This window comes from Martinezella sp. CNPSo 3964 (assembly GCF_057784375.1).
The window spans coordinates 112,639-136,713 of the sequence record NZ_JBXSOW010000004.1 but is presented as its reverse complement, the minus strand read 5'-3'; the positions used below and the strand labels follow the sequence as shown (position 1 = coordinate 136,713).

23 protein-coding genes and 1 riboswitch are annotated in these 24,075 nt (G+C 59.4%); of the genes, 10 read left to right on the top strand and 13 right to left on the bottom strand.

Annotated features, from left to right (window positions below):
• Positions 1–59: 59 nt before the first annotated feature.
• From AC13Q5_RS14575 to AC13Q5_RS14565, 3 genes are all read right to left on the bottom strand, one after another.
• A complete protein-coding gene (locus tag AC13Q5_RS14575) occupies positions 60–731 on the bottom strand; it encodes a TetR/AcrR family transcriptional regulator (protein ID WP_488502110.1) in 672 nt (223 codons plus the stop codon).
• Positions 732–814: 83 nt separating this feature from the next.
• The gene (locus AC13Q5_RS14570; RefSeq protein WP_457879143.1) at positions 815–2,701 is read right to left on the bottom strand and encodes a bifunctional sugar phosphate isomerase/epimerase/4-hydroxyphenylpyruvate dioxygenase family protein; all 1,887 of its coding nucleotides are present in this window, start codon (positions 2,699–2,701) and stop codon (positions 815–817) included.
• 83 nt (positions 2,702–2,784) lie between these two features.
• Positions 2,785–4,125, bottom strand: a complete 1,341-nt coding sequence (locus AC13Q5_RS14565) for an MFS transporter (RefSeq protein WP_488502109.1) — start codon at positions 4,123–4,125, stop codon at positions 2,785–2,787.
• A gap of 470 nt (positions 4,126–4,595) precedes the next feature.
• Between AC13Q5_RS14565 and AC13Q5_RS14560 the strand changes: the two genes are divergently transcribed.
• A complete protein-coding gene (locus AC13Q5_RS14560) occupies positions 4,596–6,020 on the top strand; it encodes a M20 family metallopeptidase (RefSeq protein WP_488502108.1) in 1,425 nt (474 codons plus the stop codon).
• Between the two features lie 83 nt (positions 6,021–6,103).
• On the opposite strand, the gene AC13Q5_RS14555 is transcribed toward AC13Q5_RS14560, so the two are convergent.
• The gene (locus AC13Q5_RS14555; protein ID WP_075855995.1) at positions 6,104–6,589 is read right to left on the bottom strand and encodes an Lrp/AsnC family transcriptional regulator; all 486 of its coding nucleotides are present in this window, start codon (positions 6,587–6,589) and stop codon (positions 6,104–6,106) included.
• Positions 6,590–6,760: 171 nt separating this feature from the next.
• Here AC13Q5_RS14555 and AC13Q5_RS14550 point away from each other — a divergent pair, with 171 nt between their 5' ends.
• From AC13Q5_RS14550 to AC13Q5_RS14530, 5 genes are all read left to right on the top strand, one after another.
• Complete coding sequence (locus AC13Q5_RS14550) at positions 6,761–7,540, top strand: ABC transporter ATP-binding protein (RefSeq protein WP_075855994.1); 780 nt, start codon at positions 6,761–6,763, stop codon at positions 7,538–7,540.
• A 44-nt stretch (positions 7,541–7,584) separates the two neighbouring features.
• Complete coding sequence (locus AC13Q5_RS14545) at positions 7,585–8,358, top strand: transporter substrate-binding domain-containing protein (RefSeq protein ID WP_457889339.1); 774 nt, start codon at positions 7,585–7,587, stop codon at positions 8,356–8,358.
• Positions 8,359–8,370: 12 nt separating this feature from the next.
• Complete coding sequence (locus AC13Q5_RS14540; RefSeq protein ID WP_457879138.1) at positions 8,371–9,096, top strand: ABC transporter permease; 726 nt, start codon at positions 8,371–8,373, stop codon at positions 9,094–9,096.
• Between the two features lie 11 nt (positions 9,097–9,107).
• Complete coding sequence (locus AC13Q5_RS14535) at positions 9,108–9,797, top strand: ABC transporter permease (RefSeq protein ID WP_488502107.1); 690 nt, start codon at positions 9,108–9,110, stop codon at positions 9,795–9,797.
• Positions 9,798–9,860: 63 nt separating this feature from the next.
• Complete coding sequence (locus tag AC13Q5_RS14530; protein ID WP_075855990.1) at positions 9,861–10,781, top strand: homocysteine S-methyltransferase family protein; 921 nt, start codon at positions 9,861–9,863, stop codon at positions 10,779–10,781.
• Between the two features lie 60 nt (positions 10,782–10,841).
• Here the strand turns inward: AC13Q5_RS14530 and ribB are convergent, their stop codons facing one another.
• From ribB to AC13Q5_RS14495, 7 genes are all read right to left on the bottom strand, one after another.
• Positions 10,842–11,468 (bottom strand): 3,4-dihydroxy-2-butanone-4-phosphate synthase, encoded by a 627-nt coding sequence (gene ribB, locus AC13Q5_RS14525; protein WP_075855989.1) that lies wholly within the window; start codon positions 11,466–11,468, stop codon positions 10,842–10,844.
• Between the two features lie 112 nt (positions 11,469–11,580).
• Positions 11,581–11,727: riboswitch (FMN riboswitch) on the bottom strand.
• A gap of 100 nt (positions 11,728–11,827) precedes the next feature.
• Complete coding sequence (locus tag AC13Q5_RS14520; protein WP_488502106.1) at positions 11,828–12,610, bottom strand: SDR family oxidoreductase; 783 nt, start codon at positions 12,608–12,610, stop codon at positions 11,828–11,830.
• Positions 12,611–12,686: 76 nt separating this feature from the next.
• Positions 12,687–13,424: a triose-phosphate isomerase gene (gene tpiA / locus AC13Q5_RS14515; protein WP_488502105.1), complete on the bottom strand. Its 738-nt coding sequence runs from the start codon at positions 13,422–13,424 to the stop codon at positions 12,687–12,689.
• A 4-nt stretch (positions 13,425–13,428) separates the two neighbouring features.
• On the bottom strand, positions 13,429–14,217 hold the full coding sequence (locus AC13Q5_RS14510) for an SDR family oxidoreductase (RefSeq protein WP_075855986.1): 789 nt from the start codon (positions 14,215–14,217) through the stop codon (positions 13,429–13,431).
• Between the two features lie 123 nt (positions 14,218–14,340).
• A complete protein-coding gene (locus tag AC13Q5_RS14505) occupies positions 14,341–15,819 on the bottom strand; it encodes a sugar ABC transporter ATP-binding protein (RefSeq protein ID WP_488502104.1) in 1,479 nt (492 codons plus the stop codon).
• A 28-nt stretch (positions 15,820–15,847) separates the two neighbouring features.
• On the bottom strand, positions 15,848–16,777 hold the full coding sequence (locus AC13Q5_RS14500; protein WP_075855984.1) for a sugar ABC transporter substrate-binding protein: 930 nt from the start codon (positions 16,775–16,777) through the stop codon (positions 15,848–15,850).
• Between the two features lie 117 nt (positions 16,778–16,894).
• A complete protein-coding gene (locus tag AC13Q5_RS14495; RefSeq protein ID WP_075856084.1) occupies positions 16,895–17,875 on the bottom strand; it encodes an ABC transporter permease in 981 nt (326 codons plus the stop codon).
• A gap of 213 nt (positions 17,876–18,088) precedes the next feature.
• On the opposite strand from AC13Q5_RS14495, the gene AC13Q5_RS14490 reads away from it, so the two are divergent.
• From AC13Q5_RS14490 to AC13Q5_RS14475, 4 genes are all read left to right on the top strand, one after another.
• Complete coding sequence (locus AC13Q5_RS14490; protein ID WP_488502103.1) at positions 18,089–18,898, top strand: transketolase; 810 nt, start codon at positions 18,089–18,091, stop codon at positions 18,896–18,898.
• Complete coding sequence (locus AC13Q5_RS14485) at positions 18,898–19,854, top strand: transketolase family protein (protein ID WP_488502102.1); 957 nt, start codon at positions 18,898–18,900, stop codon at positions 19,852–19,854. The genes AC13Q5_RS14490 and AC13Q5_RS14485 overlap by 1 nt, the downstream gene beginning before the upstream one ends.
• A 64-nt stretch (positions 19,855–19,918) precedes the next feature.
• Positions 19,919–21,385, top strand: a complete 1,467-nt coding sequence (locus AC13Q5_RS14480; protein WP_075855982.1) for an FGGY family carbohydrate kinase — start codon at positions 19,919–19,921, stop codon at positions 21,383–21,385.
• Between the two features lie 21 nt (positions 21,386–21,406).
• Entirely contained in the window at positions 21,407–22,360 is a 954-nt protein-coding gene (locus AC13Q5_RS14475; RefSeq protein ID WP_075855981.1) for a sugar-binding transcriptional regulator, read from the top strand.
• 80 nt (positions 22,361–22,440) lie between these two features.
• On the opposite strand, the gene AC13Q5_RS14470 is transcribed toward AC13Q5_RS14475, so the two are convergent.
• Together AC13Q5_RS14470 and AC13Q5_RS14465 are read right to left on the bottom strand one after the other, a co-directional pair.
• Positions 22,441–23,115, bottom strand: coding sequence for a 4-carboxy-4-hydroxy-2-oxoadipate aldolase/oxaloacetate decarboxylase (locus tag AC13Q5_RS14470; RefSeq protein WP_488502101.1), 675 nt, complete (start codon positions 23,113–23,115; stop codon positions 22,441–22,443).
• A gap of 98 nt (positions 23,116–23,213) precedes the next feature.
• Positions 23,214–24,050 carry an ABC transporter substrate-binding protein gene (locus AC13Q5_RS14465; protein ID WP_488502100.1) on the bottom strand — a complete coding sequence of 279 codons (837 nt, stop codon included), beginning with the start codon at positions 24,048–24,050 and terminating at the stop codon, positions 23,214–23,216.
• Between the last annotated feature and the right edge of the window lie 25 nt (positions 24,051–24,075).

Here is a 24,075-nt window from a genome sequence, read left to right as displayed (position 1 = left end):
GAGGCATGGTTGAGTGCGGCTGGAAAACGCCAGTGCCAATCAAATAACTCCGCGCCTCGTCAGGCCAATTCGGAGGAGGGATGTCTCAGAAAAGCAAGGATCGCATCGACGATCAGAGATTTGTGCCGCGTCTTTAACATTTCGGATGACAAATCACGCTCGAAGATCGCCCCGAACGTGTGCCGATTGGAAACGCGAAAAAAGCACTGTGCGCTGATCATCATGTGCAGATCGACCGGGTCTACCCGGCGCGTGAAACTGCCATCGGCGTAGCCCCGCTCGAGGATTCCAGTGATGATATCGATGATTGCGATGTTCATCTGCGACAGGACGACCGAACGCTTCATATGTTCGGCGCGATGGATGTTCTCGATGCTGACCAGGCGGACGAAATCCGGATTTTGGTCGTCGTGATCGAAGGTGCTGGCGATCAACTGCGCCATGGCTTGAACGGGCGGCATGTTCTCGAGATCGAGCTCACTCTCGAGTGTGCGGATCTTCGTATAGGCCTGCTCGAGAACAGCAAGATAGAGCCCCTCCTTGCTGCCGAAATAGTAATAGATCATGCGCTTGGACGTCTTGGTGCGCTCGGCGATTTCATCGACGCGCGCACCGGAAAAACCTGCTGCGACGAATTCCTCGGTGGCGATCTTGAGGATATTTTCCTTGGTCGCGTCTGGATCGTTCTTTCGCGTAAGACGCTCGATCTTGGCCGCTTGCGCTTTGGTCATGCCTTGCTCGTCTTCCTGGGTCTGTCCCTGCCCAACATTGAAGATCAAAGCTTTAACACAGGCTTCACGCCAATGGGGAGGGTCTAAAGTTTCGGCAGACCAATCGGTCGCAGATGCCGCCTCAGCGCTGCTATGCGAAAGATGGCATTCGCCGCGCCATAGCCGCGATAGCCGCTGCGCTGGACGATTTCGAAGAAGAAGCCTTCGCCGTAGGTGGGGCTGTAGAGCTGGAAATATTCGCCGTGATCGTCGCGATCATAGAGAATGTTATGTGCCTTCAGGCGATCTGTGAAAGCCGGCTCGAGGCCGAACCTCGCCTCCAGGTCGTCGTAATAGTTGGGCGAGATCACCAAGGTGGCAAAGCCGTTATCCGATAAGGCAGCCGCAGCCGCAAAGATATTATCGGTCGCAAAGGCCAGATGCTGGATGCCGGAGCCGAAGGTCTCGGCGATGAAGTGGCCGGCCAAGGTATTGCGGTTTTCCGCACCGTTCAGCGTGATGCGCAAGGTGCCTGGCTCGTTTTCGACCACCTGGCTGCGAACGACGCCGGCAGGATCGATAATGTCGACCATCGGCGTCTTATGCGCATTCAATATCGCGGTATAAAAGAGCAGCCAGGTCAACAGCTCCTCATATTTCATCGTTTGCGCGACGTGATCTATGCCCGTCAGTCCGACCGGCCGCAGATTGGTATCGTCGTCGACTGGGTCGAACTCGATCTCCCATATGCGGGCGAGCGCGCTCTTGCGATCGAGAAGATAAAGAACGCCGCCGCCAACGCCCCTGACCGCCGGCATTTCGATCTCGCCGGGATCCAAAGGCTGTCCGAAGCGTTCCGCGCCGAGGGCGACGGCCCGCGCGACCGCAGCTTCGGCATCGTCCACCCATAATCCCATCGCATAAGCCGACTGCCCATGCAAAGCATAGGAGGCACCGGCAAACCCATCCGGATCGGTATTGACGACAAGGTTGATGTCGCCTTGCCGGAAGACATCGACGCGCTTGCTCTTGTGGTGTCCGACATGGCGAAAGCCCAATGTACGTAGCCGATCGGAGAGGACGGATGTTTCTGCCTCGTCGACTGTAAACTCGATAAAGGCAATGCCGTCCACTTCGGCGCGAGCCGGCATGGGCGGCAAGGTGAGGCTGCTGTTCTCCGCACGGCGAACCTGATCGCCGAGATAGACAAGTGAACGCCTGCCATCGACGGCGATGGCGGTCGGCGAACCGCCGCGGAACTGATCGTTGAAAATCTCCAGCGACAGATAGCCGTCGTAGCCCGTTGCCGCGACCGCCTTCATGAATTCGAGCACCGGAAGGTCGCCCTCCCCCGGCATATTACGGAAATGGCGGCTCCAATAGAGGAGATCCATGTCGATCAACGGCGCATCGGCAAGCTGGATGATGAAGATCTTTTCCTTCGGGATCGAACGGATCGAATTGACGTCGATCTTGCGCGAAAGCGTATGGAAGCTGTCGAGGATGAGACCAATATTCGGATGATCGGCCCGGCGGACGATCTCCCAGGCATCGCGGTGATCGTGAATGTGCCGGCCCCAGGCAAGTGCCTCATAGCCAACACGCAGACCGCGCTTGGCCGCCCTCTCGCCGAGCTCGAAGAAGTCGGCTGCGGCGCGATCGATCCCTCCCAATGCCACGGACGAGACATTCGAACAAACAAGAACAAGATCGGTTCCCATCTCCTGCATCAGGTCGAACTTGCGTTCGGCGCGATCGAAGGTTCGGCTGCGCAAGGGTTCGGGCATGCCTTCAAAGTCCCGGAAGGGCTGAAAGAGCGTGATCTCCAGCCCATGATCTCTCACCATCTGACCGACCTGGCGTGGCGATTCATCGAAGGCGAGAAAATCGTTCTCGAAGATCTCCACGCCATCGAAACCGGCCTTGGCGATGGCCTGAAGCTTTTCCTTGAGGTCACCGCTGATCGAAACGGTCGCAATCGAGGTTTTCATTGTTTCATCCCGTTACTTGACGATTTTCAACAAACTCATCCGCGATCGCTGGACGTTATCGCCGGCAAGATCAGTGCCGGCGGCTAGACCGTCCGATCGGCATGGCGAACGGAGGCCGCCAGGCGTCGTTCATCCCTGCCAAGCTGATCGATCGGTGTCCGGTAGGTCTCCGTTGCCGTTGCCGCGGAAACAGCCGCGATCAAAGCTGTAATCGAGGTAAAGACGGCAACCGGCACCCATCCCATCGGTCCTGTGCCCATCACGGCCGCGCTGATGGTCGGCGCGAAGCCGCCGAGCGCGAAGCCGATCTGAGTTCCGACGGCCATGCCGGACAGACGCACGCGAGTGTCGAACATTTCTGCATAAAGCGCCGGCCAGATGCCGTTGGAAGCGCTGTAAACCACGCCGGAAAGCAGAATGCCAAGGACGAAGACCAGCATGAGGTTGTTCTGGCTGATGGCCCAGATGTAAGGCCAGATCAGCACCGCGCAGCCGATGGCGCCGAAGATGAAGATAGGCTTGCGGCCGATGCGATCCGCAAGGATCGCCCATGCGGGGATCGCGCCCAGCGCCACGATATTGGCAAGCACCAGAACGGTCAGCATCGTCGAGCGATCGATATGCATGGTGTTGACGGCATAGGACAGCGTGAAGACGCTGAAAATCGTGCTTACGACGGAAATCAGCGCCGCAAAGATGATGCGCAGCACATCAGCCCAATAATTGGTGAGAAGCGAGACGAGCGGCACTTTTGCGACTTCGCCCTTCTTTGTTTCCTCTAGAAAGGCGGGGGTCTCAGCAAGCGTGCGGCGCACCCAGAATCCGACGATAACAACCACGAAGCTCAGGAAAAACGGGATACGCCAGCCCCATGACATCAATGCGGCTTCATCGAGCTTTCCAAGCGGGATGAAGACCAATGTTGCAAGGATCAGTCCGGCCTGCGTTCCGCTCAGCGTGAAACTGGTGAAGAAGGCGCGCCGATTTTCAGGTGCGTGCTCAAGTGTCATCGAACTGGCGCCAGCCTGTTCGCCGGCCGCTGAAATGCCCTGCAGCAAACGCGCCAGAACCAGAAGAATGGGCGCCAGGATGCCAGCCTGATTGTAGGTCGGCAGGCAGCCTATGATGAAGGTCGAAAACCCCATAAGGAGCAGCGTGAAGGTCAGCACCTTCTTGCGGCCGAACTTGTCACCGACGTGGCCGAGAACCACTGCGCCCAGCGGCCGCATGATATAGGCAACGCCAAAGGTCGCGAATGAGGCGATAGCGGCCGTTTGCGGATCTTCCGCCGAAAAGAAGATCTTCGGGAAAATGAGCGCTGCTGCCGTACCGTAGACGAAGAAATCGTAGTATTCGACGGCGCTTCCCAACCAGCTCGCAAGAGCCGCGCGCTTGGGTGTCTTGTGTTCGATTTGTGTTTTCATGGTCGTTCCTCCCCAGAGCATTCGGATGTCGAGGACATATCGCAACCAGGCGCATCCGGCCTCCGCCTGCACCCGCCTACAAGGACATCCGAGATCATCCTGACAGTCATCGATGCTGCACGATGCAGCATCCGTCACTCCTCGCCAATGATAATGTACGAACTAGTTCGTTTTGTAAAGCGCCACCGAATTGCGATCACGCGGCACGTTGTTGCGGCATCAGAAATAATGCGCTGAACCAGCTTGTTGCGCCGCAGACAGATGTGGTGGCGATCTTGCAACTCAGGCCGAACGCAGGCCGTCGCGCAACCAAACGGAGCTTTATGACAGAGTCATTCCGGCCGTTGTCCGGAGCCTGCAGCTCAAAACGATTGCATGTCGAAAACCTAGCGAGCATAAGATGCCACGCAAACACTACGCCTTCCTGATGGCGGACAATCCGCAGGATTTAACAAAAGTCGGAGCTGCAAATGAATGCGAATGACCGCCAGGAGCTTTGGTCGAAAATCGATGATTCCAAACAACGACTCATCGAATTGAGTGATCGCGTTTGGGGAATGCCCGAGGTTTGCTATACCGAGGTGCGCTCCGCCGCAGAACACAAGGCCGAACTCCTGCATCAAGGCTTTCGCGTGAAGGAAGGCTTAGCCGGAATTCCAACGTCCCTCGTTGGAGAGCTCGGCGAAAGCGGCCCTGTCATTGCATTCCTCGGAGAATACGATGCGCTGCCAGGTCTCAGCCAGGAGGCGGGTATTGCCGAACACAAGCCTGTCGAGGCGGGTGGTCACGGTCATGGTTGCGGCCATAACCTGCTCGGCTCCGGCGCCATGCTGGCGGCTGTCGGGTTGGCGAACTTCCTGAAAGAAAAGGGTATTCCGGCGCGTGTTCGCTACTATGGATGCCCGGCGGAAGAAGGCGGCGCCGCCAAGGCCTTCATGGTACGCGACGGCGCTTTCGACGATGTCGATATCGCCATTTCCTGGCATCCCAACAGCTTCTGGGAGGTGGTGCCACCTTTATCATTGGCCAATACGCGCGCCGATTTCGTCTTCAAGGGGCGGGCTTCACATGCCGCAGCCACCCCGCATCTGGGGCGCAGCGCATTGGACGCCGTCGAGCTGATGAGTGTTGGCGTAAACTATATGCGCGAACATATGCCGTCCGATGCCCGCGTCCATTCAGCCATACTGGACACCGGCGGCATCGCCCCCAATGTGGTTCAGGCCCATGCGCGTGTCCGATACTCGATACGCGCCATGGAATTGCAGGACATGGTCGATCTGGTGCAACGCGTCTACAAGATTGCGCAGGGAGCGGCCCTGATGACCGAAACCAGCGTGGAAATGAAGATCGTCAGCGCGGTCTCCAACACGTTGGGCAACAAGCCGCTCGAACAGGCTCTTTACAATGCGATGGACGAACTGGGCGTACCGTCTTTCGATGATGGGGATCGCGCATTTGCGAGGAGAATTCAGGGCACTTTGTCTGATGCCGATATCGCGGCCGAATACAAGGCCATCGGAATGCCGGTCACTGACGAGCCGCTCGCGACCTTTCTCACTCCACAAAACACAAACCGCAAGCCACTGATCGGGTCAACGGATGTTGGCGACGTCAGCTGGGTCGTCCCGACCGTTCAGGTTCACGCGCCGACGGTTGCGATCGGCACGCCGTTTCATACGTGGCAGGTAGTGGCTCAGGGCAAGATGCCGGCAGCGCACAAGGCGATGGTGCACGCCGCAAAGGCCATGGCCGCGACGGGGCTCGCTGCAATCACTGATCCAGTATTGATGGAAAGTGCAAAAGCCGCCTTGGCCGAGCAAACAGCCCGCAGCCCCTATGTCAGCCCGTTGAATGCGGATGTGATGCCACCCCTGGATATGTCCAGGGGATAGTTGCCTTTCGCTCTGGCACAGAAAGGCTTACCGGAGATCGAAAAGCGGCTGTATTGACATAAGCGCTATCCGCAATCCGCAAGTTACCGACCGGCATCGTCGCCGTCTGCCAGCGGCACGAGCAACCCAAGCTTGACGTCGCGCAATACAACATTGGTGTGCATGCGCCGGATTTGAGGATTCTCCGCCATGATTACGGCGGCGATGTCGTCATAGTGCTCGACATCCCTGGCCGTGACGATCGCAATGAGGTCGACGGCACCCGTGACATAATAGACCTGCTGGATGTGATCCTGCTTTTCCGCCCAAAGGCGGAACTTGGCAAGCGCATCGTAATTGTCGCGCTCGATCTCCATGCCGACGATGAACACCATTGGCGTCCCGGTCGCCTTGCGGTCGACGACCGCGATTTCCGCCTTGATGATACCATCCTCGCGCAACCTTTTCAGGCGCCGCTGCACGGCGGAGGTCGAAAGGCCGACCTCTTCGGCGATCGCTTCGGCAGTGAGTTGGCAATTGCGTTGGACGATGTCGAGAATATCGCGATCAAACCGATCCAGATTTTCCATTCCCACTCCTCTGGCTGCCGATGAAATCAAATGACGACATCTCTATTCTATCATAAAAGATGCACAAGAAATACATTTTTGCATTTTTTGTGCAAAATGATCTGAAATTGCGCGCAAATTCCGCCCTTCTTCGCGATATTCTCCGCAAATTGTTTTTCATCGGAATTCTATATGACAGCGCTGTCCTCCCAGGCGCTTTGCGTGGAAGATCTTCACAAGAGCTTTGGGTCACATCAGGTCCTCAAGGGCGTTTCAACCACTGCCAATCAGGGGGACGTGATTTCCATCATCGGCTCCTCCGGCTCCGGAAAAAGCACGTTTCTGCGATGCATAAACCTGCTTGAGATGCCCGATCGCGGCCGCATCGTCGTCAACGGCGAGGAAGTCGCCCTGAGACGAGGACGCCACGGACAGATGCAGCCGAAAAGCTGGCGGCAGATCGAACGGATGCGCAGTGGTCTGGGCATGGTTTTCCAGAGCTTCAATCTCTGGGCGCACATGACCGTTCTCGAAAACATCATCGAGGCCCCGGTGCATGTCCTGGGTGTGCCCCGTCGCGAGGCGATCGAGAAGGCTGAGGCTCTTCTCAATAAAGTCGGGCTTTACGACAAGCGCGATGCCTATCCGGCCTTCCTCTCCGGAGGGCAGCAGCAAAGGGCAGCGATTGCTCGCGCGCTTTGCATCGATCCGGCCGTGATGCTCTTCGACGAGCCGACATCGGCTCTCGATCCCGAACTGGTCGGCGAAGTCCTCAAAGTCATCCGCGACCTCGCCGAGGAGGGCCGAACCATGCTGCTGGTCACGCACGAGATGCGCTTTGCCCGCGACGTCTCGAACCACGTTCTCTTCCTGCATCAGGGGCGGATCGAGGAGGAAGGGCCGCCCAGGCAGATCTTCGATGCTCCGATCAGCTCTCGCTGTCGGGAGTTTACCGGCATGCTGACGTCCTGATCCCCATCCCATTCGCAGATAAAACCATTAGGAGAATCCCTTACATGAGACTGATTTCCACCTTACTTGCCGGACTTGCCCTTACGCTCTCTTCCATGACCGCTCATGCGGAAGTTCGCTTTGGCATCATGAACGAATCCTACCCGCCCTTCTTCGCCAAGGATGCCTCGGGCAAATGGCAGGGCTGGGAAATCGACATGATGGATGCCGTCTGCGAGCAGATGAAAGAGAAATGCTCGATCGTCGAGCTTTCCTGGGATGGCCTCATTCCGGCGCTTCAGAGCAAGAAGTTCGATGTGATCTGGTCATCGATGTCGAATACGGCCGAGCGCTCGAAGGTCATCGATTTCACCGACAAATATTACAATACGCCCAGCACGCTGATCGGCCCGAAGGACCAGAAGCCAGGCGCAACCGCAGACGACGTCAAGGGCAAGACCATCGGCATTCAGGTGTCGACCATCCAGTCGGAGTATTACAAGAAATACTTTGCCAAGGTCGCGGACGAGAAGACCTACCAGACGCTCGACGAGGCGTTTCAGGATCTTGCCGCCGGCCGCATCGACTATGTCTTTGGCGATTCCCTTGCGCTTGATGCCTTCCTGAAGAGCGATGGCGGCAAGGATTGCTGCGCCAAGATGGGCGACGTGGCCGACGACAAGGAAATCCTCGGAGCCGGCGTTTCCGGCGGCCTGCGCAAGGAAGACACCGAACTCAAGGCAAAGCTCAACGCCGCGATCGCTGCAGTACGCGCCAGCGGCAAATACGACGAGATCACCAAGAAGTATTTCACTTTCGATATTTACGGCGCGAAGTAAACGATCGCGGCGATGGCGACCTCCCAGCAAGGCATACTCGATCTGCTCTCCCCCTATCCGCCCGGATGGGGTGGCGTGCTCCTGACCGGGGCCGTCTCAACGGTCGCCATCTCCGCCGGCGCTTTTCTGATCGGCCTTCTGCTTGGTACTGGCGGCGCGTTGGGCAAGCTTTCCAGTATCAGGCCACTCCGCCTTCTGCTTGAGCTCTATACGACCACCGTTCGCGCAGTCCCCGAGCTGATCCTGATCGTCGGGCTCTATTATGCCGGAATGGACGGCCTCAATCGGCTCCTCGCGGCGCTCAACCTGCCTGCCTTCGAATTGAACGGCTTTGCTGTCGCGGTCGCCGTGCTCGGTTTCGTGCAGGGTGCCTATATGACGGAGGTGTTGCGCGGCGCGATCTTGGCGATCCCCGTCGGCCAGATCGAGGCGGCCAAGGCTTTCGGCATGGGGCCGCGGCTGCGTTTCCGTCGCATCATCCTGCCCGCCCTACTGCCGAACGCTCTACCCGGTCTTGCCAATCTGTGGATGTCAGTGACGAAGGACAGCGCTCTCGTCGCAGTCGTCGGCTACCAGGAACTGGCTCTCGCCACACGTCTCGCCGGCGCAAGCACCAAGCATTATTTCATCTTTTTCCTCGCCTCCGCCCTCATCTATCTCGCTCTGACACTCGTCTCGAACGCCATATTCAATCTGGTCGAGCGACGGGTGCGGCGCGGCCAGCCGAAGCTTGCGTAAGGGATGTTGGCATGACTTTCTCATGGATATCATCCTATTGGCCGCTCCTGTTGACGGGAGCCGTGCAGACGCTGTCGCTGCTTGCGATTTCCGTCGTCTTCGGCTTCATCATCGCGATCGGCCTGGCCTTCGCCCAGGTCAGCGGCGGCCCGATCCTGCGAAGCCTTGCCCGCGGCTACTGCACCTTCTTCCGGGGCACGCCGCTGCTGATACAGCTCTGGCTGCTCTATTATGGCGTTGGCTCTCTTCTGCCGATGATCCCGGGTATCCGCCAGAGCCTGTTCTGGCCTATCCTGCGCGAAGGCTTCTTCTTCGCCGCAGTGAGCTTCACGCTGAATTATGCGGCCTACGAAGCGGAGGTGTTGCGCGGCGCCTTGCTCGCCGTCCCGAAAGGCGAGCTGGAAGCCGGCCGCGCATTCGGCATGCGTCCCTTCACGCTGACGCGGCGCATCTGGCTGCCGCGCGCCATTCGTATCGCATTGCCGACGATCGGCGGCGAAATCGTCATGCAGCTGAAGGCGACACCGCTCGCCTTCACGGTGACGGTAATGGATCTCTATGCCGTTGCCACCAAGGTTCGCCAGGACACGCTGCTCGTCTACGAACCGCTGATCGTCGTTACCGTTTTCTATCTCATCCTTACAGCCATCATCGCGCGAAGCTTCCGCTTTCTGGAAGCGCAGGTGCCGGTGCGGCGCTAACCCACGGCGCGAGGGAGAGATGAAACCTCTCCGCAGATCCGAGCCATTCTGGAGATCCTATTCATGAGCAAACTGTTGATCCTCGATGGCGGCATGAGCCGCGAACTGCTGCGTCTCGGCGCGGAATTGAAGCAGCCGGAGTGGTCGGCGCTGGCGCTCGTCAATTCGCCGGAGATCGTCCGGCAGGTCCATGGCGAATTCATCGCTGCCGGCTCGGACGTCATCACGACGAACAGCTACGCGCTCGTGCCCTTTCACATTGGCGAGGAGCGATTCCGGAAGGAAGGAGCCGACCTCATCGCCCTTTCTGGTCGGCTGGCGCGCGACGCCGCCGATGCCTGCAAGGATCGAAAGGTCCTGGTCGCCGGTTCGTTGCCGCCCATCTTCGGCTCCTACGAGCCGCAGAATTTCGACGCGTCTCGGGTACAAGACTATCTCAAGGTTCTGGTCGAAAACCTTGATCCCTATGTCGATGTCTGGCTTGGCGAAACCCTTAGCCTGATCGCGGAGGGAGAGGCGGTTCGGACTGCGGTTGCTGGCACCGGCAAGCCGTTCTGGATCTCCTTCACACTCGCGGATGACGCCGCGCAGAGGAATGGCGCCTCTCCCAAGCTTCGATCCGGCGAAGCCGTCGAGGATGCGGCTCAGTGGGCGGCGTCATCTGGCGCCGACGCACTTCTGTTCAACTGCAGCAAACCGGAAGTCATGCGAAAGGCCGTCGATACGGCAGCGGAGATTTTCAAGCGGGACGGCAACAATCTGCAAATCGGCGTCTATGCCAATGCCTTCGAGGGAGAGCAAGGCGAGTCCGCTGCCAACGAGGGCCTTCACGCGACCCGAGAGGATCTGAACGATGACGCCTATTCACGCTTCGCCTGCTCGTGGGTCGATGCTGGCGCGACGATGGTCGGCGGCTGCTGCGGAATTGGCGCCGGACATATTCATCGGCTGAAAAAGGCTCTCCTTGCCCCTCAAGGAGCATAGGAGAGCCTCGGGCAAATATCGATCCGGGCGGGATCATCAGGATGGGCTGTATCGGAACGATCAGGCAGCCTTGAAAGGAGCGATCGCAGCCCTGTAGGCGATGAGATCCTCGATCGTGACAAGGTGGAGGCCATGCCGCTCGGCGAAAACTTCAAGCTCGGGGAGGCGCGCCATCGTGCCGTCGTCATTCGCCACTTCGCAGATGACACCGGCTGGTGATAGGCCGGCAAGCCTGGCAAGATCCACCGCTGCTTCCGTATGGCCGGGACGCGACAGGACACCGTTTGGATGCGCGCGAAGCGGAAAGATATGACCGGGCCGGGCAAACTCCTCCGGGCGCGATCCGTCCCTGACGAGGGCACGAACGGTTGCCGCTCTGTCGGCGGCGGATATTCCGGTCGTGGTTTCCGGGATGTAGTCGACCGAAACGGTAAACGCGGTCTTGAGGACTTCGGTGTTGCGCGGCACCATCAGCGGAATATCGAGCTCGTCGAGCCTTTCGCCCTCCATCGGAACGCAGATGAGACCGCGGGCATGGTTCATCATGAAAGCGATTGCCTGCGGCGTGACCGCTTCCGCAGCAATCACCAGATCGCCTTCGTTTTCGCGGTCGCGATCATCGACAACCACAATGATCTCTCCCCGCGCAATCGCAGCGATCGCATCTTCAATTTTCGAAATTGTCATTTTCCTGCCTTTCAAGGGTTGCCGCTTGGAACGGCGTGCATGGCCGGTTAAAGCCACCATTTTCCCTTGGGCGAACAAGCATGTGAACGCCACCATGAAGCAGCGTCTCCTGCGTTGCTCCCTTCCATCCGGACTATGACCGTCGGCTCCGGCATCTCACCGGATCTGCTGACCCTTCCGATAACCGGAAGGCGCTCGCGGGCTCGAGGAAGCTCCCCATACCGCCGGTGGGGAATTACACCCCGCCCTGAGAACACGTAAAAGATAAGGGATCAATGCCTGGTTCCGCAAGAGGCATTGATCGCCGAATTGTCGAGAATCCGATCCGCCCATTGAACGCACCGTTCCTCATTGTCGAACTAAGACATGATCAGGCCGCCGTCGACATTGATCGTCTGGCCGGTGATATAGGCGGCATCGTCGCTGGCAAGGAAAGTGACGAGACCTGCAACGTCTTCGCCCGATCCGGCCCGTTTCATCGGAATGCCCTCGACCCATTCCTTCATGAGCTCGCCGGGACCGTAATTGCCCAACAGCTTGCCCCATGCCTGATCGTTATAGGCCCACATATCGGTTTCGATGATCCCGGGGCAGAAGGCGTTCACGGTAATTCCCTCGGTCGCGACTTCCTTTGCCAAGCTCTGGGTAATGCCGACGACGCCCATCTTCGATGCCGCATAATGCGGTGTGTAGATGAAGCCGTCGCGCGCCTGGCCGGAGGCAGTATTGATGATCCGGCCGCCGCGCCCATGCTTGCGCATGCGGGCAATCGCCTCCTGGGCGCAAAGGAAGACGCCTTTGGTGTTGACCGCCATGACCTTGTCCCATTCGCCCTCGGTCATGTCCTCGACGCGGGCAATGGTGATGACGCCGGCATTCTGGATCGATACGTCAACGGCGCCGAAAGCCGCTTCGGCAGCCTCGTAAAGACCCTTCACGCTGACCTTGTCCGTCACGTCTCCAACGAAGGAAATCGCCTTTCCGCCGTCAGCCTTGATCCCATCAGCAACCGCGTGGACGGAATCCTCATTGGCCGAGACCACGAGATTGGCACCCTCGCGCGCGAACCGCCTGGCGATCGCAGCACCGATGCCGCGGCTCGCGCCGGTAATGACGACGGTCTTGTTTTCGAAGCGTTGCATTTCCTATTCCTTTCGCGGTGACAGCCATGCCAGGCGTCGACTCCAGGGCTGATCGCCCCGCCTGTTGCTGGCGACTTCAAACGGTAGCCGAAATAATCCCGGCGAACTCCGATGCCTTCAGCGACGCCCCTCCGACGAGAGCACCATCGACGTTGGAAACGCCAAAGATCGCCTTTGCATTTGATGCCTTGACCGAGCCGCCGTAGAGAATCCTGACACCCTGCCCGTCTTCTCCCAGCCGTCTTTCGAGCGTCTGCCGGATGGACGAATGCACCTCTTCGATCTGCTCAAGGGTCGGAACCAATCCGGTTCCGATCGCCCATACCGGTTCATAGGCGATCGCCATGTTCGCATTGGTCGCTGTGTCGGGAATCGATCCCTCAAGCTGGGCACGAACGACTTCGATCGCTCGTCCCTCATCCCGTTCTTCGCGCGTTTCGCCGACGCAAATAATGCTCGTCAGTCCCGCCTTGTGGACTGCAATAGCCTTCCTCGCGACTGCGGCATCTGCCTCGCCGTAGGCCGAACGCCGTTCGGAATGTCCCAGAATGACAAAGCGAGCGCCGATTTCGGCGAGCATTTCGGCGGAGACGTCTCCGGTGAAGGCGCCCGCGGCCTGCGCGTGGCAATCCTGCGCGCCGACGGCAATCGCCGAACCTGCGGCACATTCGGCCGCCTTTTCCACCAGCGTGAAGGGCGGGCAGACGACGATGTCGCACGCCGCCTCGCCCGTTATTCCCTTCAGCGCCTCGATCTCAGCCAGGGAGGAAGCGAGACCGTTCATTTTCCAGTTGCCTGCAATCAGTTTCTTCATCGCATCACCAGCAGCAGAAGCCGCCGTCGACGAGCAGGTCGACGCCCGTCACGAAGCTCGCGGCATTCGACAGCAGAAAGACGGCGGGACCGACCATCTCATCGACCGTTGCCATGCGCTGCATCGGCGTCTGCTCCTCGAAGAGCTTGGTCTGGTGAACCATCTCCGGACGCGTGTTCATCGGCGTTGCGGTATATCCCGGCGAGATGGTGTTGACGCGAATGCCGCGGCCGACCCACTCCATCGCGAGCGACTTCGACATATGGATCACGCCGGCCTTGGAAGCGTTATAATGCGCCTGGCTCAGGCCGCGATTGACGATGACGCCGGACATGGAGGCGATGTTGACGATCGATCCACGTCCATTCTTCAGCATGGCGCGCGCTTCTGCCTGGCACGACAGGAAGACACCCTTCAGATTGATGTCCATCAATGTCTGGTACTGGTCTTCCTCCATCTCCTCGGCAGGATTGGCGTTGGCGATACCGGCGGCATTGACGGCAAGCGTCAGTGCGCCGAGTTCCGCTTCGGTACGGGCAACCGCCTCCTCAAGAGAAGATTTGCTGGTGACATCGGCCGCAATCTGGATGGAGCGGCGACCGGCAGCCTTGATGTGCGAAGCCGTGTTCGCCAAACCGTCGTCGGAGCGACGGTCAAGAAGTGCGACATCGGCGCCGCATTGGGCAAGGCCGATTGCGATGCGCTGCCCGATCCCGCTTCCTGCGCCGGTCACGAGCGCGACCTGTCCCTTGAGATCGAAAAGTTTCGGGGCGTTCAGAGTGATGTCGGACACCGCTCTTCCTTTCTGTTTGCCTGGAGCGTTTCCGCTTTTCTTCGAATCGCGAAAATGCCCTATGTTATTGTTTCTTTACGCATTCCGGGCGGAAAACTGCTGCGTACTTTTCCTGGAAATGCTCTAGATTGTCGCAAGTTCCATGACCGAGACATCATTGGCCTCGTCACGGTTCAAAATGCCCGCCTGCTTGCCCTGGGCGAGCACGAGAATACGGTTGGAGACGCCAAGAACCTCCTCGAGGTCGGAGCTGACGACGATGACCGCCACCCCCTGCTTGGCCAGGTTCACGATGATGTCGTAGATGCTTGCTCTGGCGCCGACATCGATACCTCGGGTCGGCTCATCGAGGACGACGACCTTGGGATCGCGCATCAGCCATTTTGCGATGACGACCTTTTGCTGGTTGCCGCCCGACAGGTCCGAGGCATATTGCTCGGCGCGGCCCTTGACGCCGAACTTCGCCACGGCCTTTTCGGCAAAGGCACGCTTGACGCGCGACGTGATCCAACGCCCGCCGAGCTTGTCGAGATTGGCGTAGATGATGTTCTCGCCGATGCGATGACCGACGACGAGGCCCTGTTCCTTGCGATCCTCGGGCACCATGACGATACCCCTTGCGATCGCATCCGCCGGATCACGAAGCTTGAGCTCCTTGCCCTCCAGCCTGATCGAACCGGCGCTAATCGGATCTGCCCCGGAAATGGCACGCACGAGTTCCGTGCGGCCGGCACCAACCAACCCGGCAATGCCGAGGATCTCGCCGGCCCGAACGTCGAACGTCACGTCCCGAAATGAATTGTCGGGAGAAGTCAGCCCACTAACCTGCAGCACCGCCCGGTCAGTCGGCTCGGGAAGAGCCGGGAACATCCGGTCCAGAGAACGACCGACCATGCTTTCGACGATCGTGCGAACCGGTGTGGCACTGTCGGCAAACTCCTGGACGCGCTCGCCATCGCGCAGGACGACGATGCGATCGGTGATCTGCTTGATCTCCTCCATGCGGTGCGAAATGTAGACGATCCCCACGCCTTCTGACCGAAGCTTTCTTACCTGCTCGAACAGGGCTTCGGTCTCCGCTCCACCGAGCGCGGCGGTCGGTTCGTCGAGGATTAGCAGCTTGGCATTGAGCGCCAGCGCCTTGGCGATTTCGATGAGCTGCTGATTGGCCGTCGACAGACCGGCAACCTTTCGCGTCGCCGGTATATGCAGGTTGAGGCGTGCAAGCTGTTCCTGCGCACGCCTGATCATCTGGGGGCGATCGACAGCCCCGTTCCTCATCGGCCATCGCCCGATGAAGACATTTTCGGCGATCGAAAGATGCGGCAGGAGCTGCAATTCCTGATGGATCAGGACGACACCCTTGTCGATCGCCTCGCGTGGAGTGGCTGGGGCATAGGGCTGCCCCAGCCATGTCATTGTTCCCTCGGAGGGCGTGCGTGATCCGGCGATGATGCCCGACAATGTCGACTTGCCGGCGCCGTTTTCACCGAGAAGCGCGACCACCTCACCCGGATAGACATCAAGGCTGACATTCTTCAGCACCTGAAGCGGTCCGTAGCGCTTGGATATGCTCCTCAGGGAAAGAACGGGCTCAGTCACGGCATACCTCCTCAAGACTTCGGCACGATTACGGATGGTTGGCGATGAAGCCGGCCACGTTTTCCTTGGTCGTCAGCGTCGCGTCCATCAGCTGTACTGCAGGCACCTTTTCACCGGCGACGAGCTTGACGGCATTGGCGACCGCATCGCGGCCCATCTTCTGCGTCTGCTGTGTCGCGGTGACGTCGAAGACGCCCTTGCTGAGTGCTTCGAGAGCCGCCGTATCGCCGTCAAAGCCGCCGACGACGATCTTCTGGGACGGGTTTGCCACCTTGATCGCCTGCGCGGCGCCGAGTGCGAGCGCATCGGCCTGGGCAAACACGATCGATACATCCGGATTTGCCTGCAGCATGTTCTGCATGATCTGGAAGCCCTCGTCCTGGGCCCACATGTTGGAATATTGCTCGGCAACCACCTTCACGCCGGGATTTGCCTTCAGCGATTCCGCGCAACCCTTGCTGCGGTCGACTTCCGGCGTCGTGCCCTTCTGACCATGGATGATGACCATCTTGCCCTTGCCGCCGGCCTGCTTGAGGATGTAGTCGCAAACGGCCTTGGCCGACGCGACGGAATCCGTGGCGAGGAAGGTGTCGCCGGGGGCGCCATCGGCGTTGCGGTCGACGTTGACGACCGGAATGCCGGCATTCTTGGCAAGCTTGACGGGAACGCTTGCCGCAGCAGCACCGGCCGGAATATAGATCAGGGCATCGATGTTCTGGGTCAGGAGATCCTGGATCTGGTTGATCTGGGTCGGGCCATCGCCCTTGGCATCCACGGTCACGACCTGAATGCCCCGCTTCTTGGCCTCATCCTCGACGGACTGCTTGATCTGGTTGAAGAAGTTCGCCTGCAGGTTTGCGACGGCTAGGCCGATCTTCTTGGTGTCTTTCGCCTGAACGGAACCCAATGACATCGCCAATACGGCGGCCGAAGCCAGAAGAATGCGCGCAAATTTCATTTCATTTCCTCCTTTTTTCAGTGAACCCTTGGGTATGTCCTCCCCCTCGGGCAAATGATCCGCTCCAAACCTCTCGGAGAGGAAATCGTTGAGGTCCGCCGGGCGCGGACCCGAATATCAGGCCCGCCGCCTGCGGATCGTTTCCGCACCGACTGCAAGTACGATGACGATGCCGATGATGACCTGCTGCAGGAATGGCGAGACGTTGAGCAGATTGAGGCCGTTGCGCAGGACGCCGATGATCAGCACGCCGATGAGCGTGCCGCCGATGCCGCCTGATCCGCCGGAAAGAGAGGTGCCACCAATGACGACGGCCGCAATCGTATCGAGTTCATATCCAAAGCCGCTGGACGGCTGAACGGAGTCGAGGCGGGCTGCAAGCACGATACCGGCCAGACCGGCCAGCACCGCACTTGCGACATAGACGGCGATCGTCACGAGCTGAACATTGATGCCGGCGAGACGAGCGACTTCCGGATTGCCGCCCACGGCATAGAGCATGCGCCCCTCCGAGCGGAAGTGAAGGAACACCCAGGCCACGGCGACAACCGCCAGCATCAGGAAAACCGTCGCGGTCAGCACGCCGAAATGGCGATCGATCGCGAGCATCATGAACCAGTCGGGAAACCCCACGATCTGCTGACCGTCGGTGATCATGTTCGCGACGCCGCGTGCGGCTGACATCATTGCCAGCGTCGCAATAAAGGCCGGAACCCTGAACAGGGTCACGAGAAGTCCGACGATCAGCCCGCTGACCGCGGAAGCGACGAGCGCGACTGCAATCCCCGCGACAAGCGGCAGGCCGGCAATATTTGCCGTCCAGCCCATGACCATCATGGCCAGCGCCAGGACCGAACCGACTGAAAGGTCAATGCCGCCGATCAGAATGACGAAGGTCATGCCGACGGCCATGATCCCAAGCACGGTGATCTGATCGAGAATGTTGAGGCCGTTGCGGAGCGAAAGAAATGCGTCGGTGCTGAGGCTCAGGAAAACGCAAAGAGCAAGCAATCCGACAAGCGGTCCGGTGGCGCCGGTGAGCTTGCTCAGCCAAGTCGCGGACGGATGCTTTTCTTCGCTGACGTTGATCGCCACCATCATTCCTCCCTGGAGATTAGGGCCAGCAGCCAATATTTCCTCAAGCACGAATATTTATTCACGCTTGCTGGAAAATTCATTATCAATTCGCTTTAGCCCTGTCAACCGAGTTTCCGGCTGCCGGTTTTGCAATATGTCACTCTACGGGGCTTGACTAACCGCCTTCCTGTGCAAAAATATAAATACATGAATATTTATGCACACGAGGAAACGATGGAGCCTTCCGAACTTGAGCGGGTTGCCCGCCAGATACGCCTGCGAGACCTCCAAGCGGTCTATGAAGCAGGTGCGGGACATATTGGCGGCGAGATGTCGGTGATCGATCTCCTGACCGCGCTGTATTTCCGCGTGCTGCGCATCTGGCCGGACCAGCCGAAACATCCTGACCGGGACAGGTTCGTGCTTTCGAAGGGACATACGGCATGTGCGCTCTATGTCACGCTTGCGAAGCGCGGGTTCATTCCGGAGGAGGAAATCTCGACCTTCCTGAAACCGCATTCGAGGCTCAATGGCCACCCCAATTGCAACAAGGTGCCGGGCGTCGAAACCAACACTGGTCCTCTCGGCCACGGCCTGCCGGTTGCGGTCGGAATGGCCAAGGCGGCGAAACTATCGGGCGCCGGCTACCATACCTATGTGATCACCGGCGACGGCGAGATGCAGGAGGGCTCCAACTGGGAGGCGATCATGGCCGCGGCCCAGTTCCGGCTGGATAACCTCACCCTGATTGTCGACCACAATCGTTTCCAGCAGGGCGCGGCACTTTCGGATACGAACGACATCGCGCCGCTTCGCCCGAAGCTCGAAGCCTTTGGCTGGGACGTCAGCGAAATCGACGGCAACAATATGCATGAGGTCGTGCCGGCGCTCGAACATCGAAGCGATCGCCCGCATTGCATCGTGGCCCACACCAACAAGGGACACGGCATCTCTTTCATGCAGGACCGTGTCGACTGGCATCACAAAGTTCCAAGCAAGGAACAGTACGAAGTCGCATTGGCAGAATTGTCGGAGGCACTTTGATGAACGCGCCTGTGAATACACCCAAGCTCCACGACTGCCGAGACGCTTTCGCATCGACGCTCGAACGCCTTGCCACTGAGAACGAAACGATCGTCGCCGTCTGCAACGATTCGGTCGGATCTTCGAAGCTCGGCGGCTTCAAGTCCAAGTTTCCCGATCGCCTGGTCAATGTCGGCATCGCCGAGCAGAATATGGTCGGCGTCGGTGCGGGCCTCGCCAATGGCGGGCGCCTCCCCTATGTCTGCGGCGCTTCACCGTTCCTGACGGGCAGATCGCTCGAGCAGATCAAGGCCGACATTTCCTACTCGAATGCCAACGTCAAGCTCGTCGGCATTTCATCCGGAATGGCCTATGGCGAGCTCGGTCCGACCCATCATTCGATCGAGGATTTCGCCTGGACGCGTGTTCTGCCCAATCTTCCGGTGATCGCACCCTGCGACCGCATCGAGACGGCAGCAGCGGTGGAATGGGCGGCAAGCTATAATGGCCCCTGCTTCCTGCGCCTGTCGCGCGTCGGCGTACCCGATCTGCTGCCGGAGGGCCACAAGTTCGAGCTTGGAAAAGCCAATCTCCTGCGCGAAGGTTCCGATGTCACGCTTATCGCAAACGGAACGCTGACCCACCGCATGATGAAGGCCGCCGACATCCTTGCGCAACGCGGCATCAAGGCCCGAGTGCTCAATCTCGCCACGGTTCGCCCGATCGACGAGGATGCCATCATTGCGGCCGCCAAGGAAACCGGCGCGATCGTAACGGCGGAAGAGCATTCGATCTTTGGTGGGCTGGGATCGGCCGTGGCCGAAGTTGTGGTCGACAATGCCCCGGTTCCGATGACCCGCCTCGGCGTTCCCGGCATCTACGCGCCGACTGGGTCGGCCGAATTCCTGCTCGACGAATTCGGCATGGCCCCGTCGGCTATTGCGGACGCCGCGCAAGCGCTTATCAAGCGCAAGTAGACCAACAGCCGCATTCGAGCCGGGGCGGATTTCCACCCCGGCATTGTTGTCAGTGGAGGATATAATGCGGGCCATTCTGGCAATCGACCAGGGAACCACCAATTCCAAGGCAGTGCTGGTCTCTGAGAGCGGTGGCATTGTTGCCAGAGGCTCGGCTCCAGTGGGCATCTCCTATCCACAGCCGGGCTGGGTCGAACAAGATCCGGATCGGATCTATGCATCCGTCCGCGAGGCGATCGGACTCTGCCTGCAAAGCGCGCCAGGCGCGACAATCGAAGCGATAGCAATCTCCAATCAGCGGGAATCCGTCACCATTTGGGATGCCGAAACGGGCAAGGCTCTTGGCCCGGTGCTGAGTTGGCAATGCCGGCGCACGGCGCCGGATTGCGAGCGTCTCATCGCCGATGGGCATCTGGAGCGCGTCGAAGCGCTGACCGGCCTTCCTCTCGATCCGATGTTTCCAGGTCCGAAGTTCCGGTGGCTTCTTGACCGGGTCCCGCATGGGCGAAAGGTCCGCATCGGAACGATCGACAGCTGGCTCATTCATTGCCTCACTGGCGGCCGCAAGCATGTCTGCGACGCCTCGAATGCCGCGCGAAGCCAGCTGTTCGACCTCGAGGCCCAAGCCTGGAGCGAGGAGTTGGGCGCGATTTTCGGGGTCGATGTCCGGCTGCTTCCGGACGTGCTCGACAGTTCCGCAGATTTTGGAACCACGAATGGCCTTCCCGGCGTTCCGGATGGCACGCCGATCAGAGCGGCCATCGGTGACAGCCACGCGGCATTGTTCGGCCATGGCGCCTTCAAGCCGGGCGATGGCAAGGCGACCTTCGGGACGGGATCTTCCGTCATGACCACGCTGCCGCGCTTCATCGCGCCGCGCAATGGCATTACCACAACGGTCGCCTGGCGCATTGCCAGACAACCAACTTTCGCGTTCGAAGGCAACATCCTTGTGTGCGCCGCAAGCCTGCCCTGGATGGCCGGTATTCTGGGCCTTCCGGATGTTGCCTCCCTTGTCGACCTTGCGGCGACCGCTGAGCCGGGCGGCCCCGGCTTCGTGCCCGCCTTCGTCGGGCTGGGTGCGCCCTACTGGAATTCCGACGCCCGCGCTCTGTTCTCCCAGATCAATTTCAGCACCACCCGCGCGCAGATGGCCCGCTCGGTCACCGATTCGATCGCACTGCAGGTGCACGACGTGATCACGGCGATGCGGGCACAGAGTGGCGGTAAACTCGGCACGCTTTACGTCGACGGTGGACCGAGCCAGAACCGCTTCCTCATGCAGTGCGTGTCGAACCTGGTGAAACACGCAGTCATTCAGTGCGAGGCACCGGAGGCATCGGCGCTTGGAGCAGCCTATCTTGCAGGTCTTTCGATCGGTCTGTGGCCGAATCTCGATGCTATCACAGCGCTTCCGAGAAACACCGAAGTCATCGAGCCGGAAACCATCGACGGTACGGGCCTCCTGAACAGGTGGAATGATGCGCTGGCCCGCTCGACGTTGCGTACAACTCCGGTTAAAGGTGAATAAAAATTCACCCCGGGATCAACGATGGCTCGCCTTAACGAACTCCGTCTCATCTCAAGAGTTGCCCAGATGTACCATATAGAGGGCAAACGGCAGGCAGATATCGCGCAGCACCTTCGCCTGTCGCAGGCAACCGTATCGCGAATGCTGAAACGGGCTGAAGCGGAAGACATCGTGCGCACAAGCGTCATTCCGCCCGTGGGCACCTATAGCGAACTCGAAGGAGCACTGCGCGAGAAATACGGTCTCCCCGAGGCGATTGTCGTCGAGTGCACCGAGGACCGGGACGGCGCCATCATGGCCCGGATCGGCGAAGCTGCCGCGCATCTTCTCGAAGTCACACTTGCACCCGGCGAGATCATCGGCGTGTCGAGCTGGAGCCAGACGATCTTCAGGATGGTGGAAAATATTCACCCCCAGAAGAGCGCACAGGCCAAATACGTCGTCCAGACGCTTGGTGGCATGGGTGACCCATCGGTCCAGACGCATGCCACCCAGCTGACCACCCGCCTTGCACGACTGACCGGCGCCGAGCCGAAGCTGCTTCCGGTGCAGGGTGTGACGACCTCGCGCGAGGCCAAACTCCTGATGCAGGCGGATCCGTTCGTGCGGGAGACGATGGATCTCTTCGGCAGCATTACGCTCGCCATCGTCGGGATCGGCGCCGTCGAGCCATCGGAACTGTTGGCGAGGTCCGGCAATATCTTCTCGTCACGGGAGCTTGCCGATCTTGCCGAGGCAGGCGCTGTCGGCGATATATCGTTGCGTTTTTTCAACAAGGACGGCAAGCCCGTTAAGACGCCGCTCGATGAGCGCGTCATCGGCTTCCCGCTTGAAGATCTCGAACGCGTCGATCGGGTCATCGCGCTTGCCGGCGGGGCGAAGAAAACCGCCGCGATTGCCGGCGCCTTGAGGATCGGAGTTATCGATACGCTGATAACGGACAAGTTCAGCGCCGAGCGCCTTATTGAGTCATAGGCGGCCACAACAGCAACAATCTGTCGCTAATTGGAACGCCGCCTACGGGATGGGCTGTAAAAACATCAGCCGTCGTCAGCTCAGATATCAACGATGAGGCCTTTGGCCTTCAATACAGCTTCAAGCTTGCTGACTTCGATGACCGATTTCCCCTGCTTGTAGGCTTCGATGTATCCAGCCTCGGCCTCGTCGCGAGCCTGCGAGAGCTGGGCGACATCCTGTGCTTCCCCCTGGCGGACGATGACCAGCCCATCAGCGTCACCGATGACGATGTCGCCGGGATTGATGATCTCTCCGCCGACGATGACCGGATCGTTGACCGCCGCGATCGTTTCCTTGACCGTGCCCTTGATGCAGACGCTGAGCGAGAAGACCGGAAATCCGAGCTCTCTCAGCTGCAGCGTGTCGCGCACGCCGGTATCGGTCACGAGACCGCCGATGCCCTTGGCAAGGCAGGCATTGGCGAGCACATCACCGAAGGAGCCGGCTTCCTCATATTCGCCTGCGGAGACGACGATGATATCGCCAGGTTTGGCGTAGTTGATCGCAAGCTGCAGCATGATGTTGTCGCGCGGCGCGCATTTCACCGTGAATGCCGGGCCGCAAAGCTTCATGCGATAATCCACGGGCTTCAGCCGCGAGGACAGCGCACCACGGCGTCCCTGGGCCTCGTGGATCGTTGCGGGCGAGAATTTGGCGAGCGCGTCGATGTCGGCCTTGCTCGGGCGCTTGGCAATATCTTTGATGTGGGTCACGGAAACCTCCCATGGTTAAGCCGGCGGCGGGCACGCCCACCGCCTGTGATCGATGACAATTTTCGGATGGATGATTGGCCGGACTAAGCGGCCGATGGTCAGGGAATCGGGTCGAACTTCAATTCGGTAATCGGCACGACCTTTTCGGTACGCGTCATTTTGTACTCGGTATTCGGACCAAGCCATTTCTCCCAGATCTTGTTGATCTCGCCCGCGCCGTCGAGCTTGTGGAGGATTTCGTTGATCTTTGCGGTCAGCGCCGGTTGATCCTTTTGCATGCCGATACCGACTGGCTCCAGCAGCATGGGGTCGTCGATCATGCGCATCTGCTTGCCCTTCGTCTTGGATTCGTTGACAAGCAGCGTCGTCGTCATGGTGTTGGCGACGAGACCGCGCGCCTTGCCCTGCTGAACGGCGAGATAGGCAGACCCGGTATCCTGAAAGGTCAACGGGTCGGACTTGTTGAGTTTGATCGCCAGTTCCGAAGTGGAGCCCTTGGTCGAGGCGAGACGCTTGCCTTCGAAATCGGCCTTCGTCTTGCCGGCGTCATCCGCAGGGACAATCAGCATTTCCTTGGCGATATAATAGGGGTCGCTGAACTGGATCTGCTCTGCGCGGCTCAGCGTATAGGCAAGGTTGGCAACCGTGATGTCGACGCGGCCAAGCTTCACTTCGGGAACACGCGCCTCGACCGAGATCGGCTTGATCTCCGCCTTCACGCCCAGTTCGTTTGCAATCGCCCGGCACAGATCGACATCGAAGCCGACCATTTCTCTGGTTTTCGGATCCGGCGAGGAAAACGGCGGCACGTCGGCATAGGTTGCGCAGCGAAGCGTTTTTGCCGACATGATGGTGTCGAGCTGATCCGCCTTGGCCGGTAGGGCAATGGTGACGCCGGAAAGCGCCAATGTCACGGTAAGATATTTCCAGTTCATTGCTGTTCTCCTTGTTATTGATTTC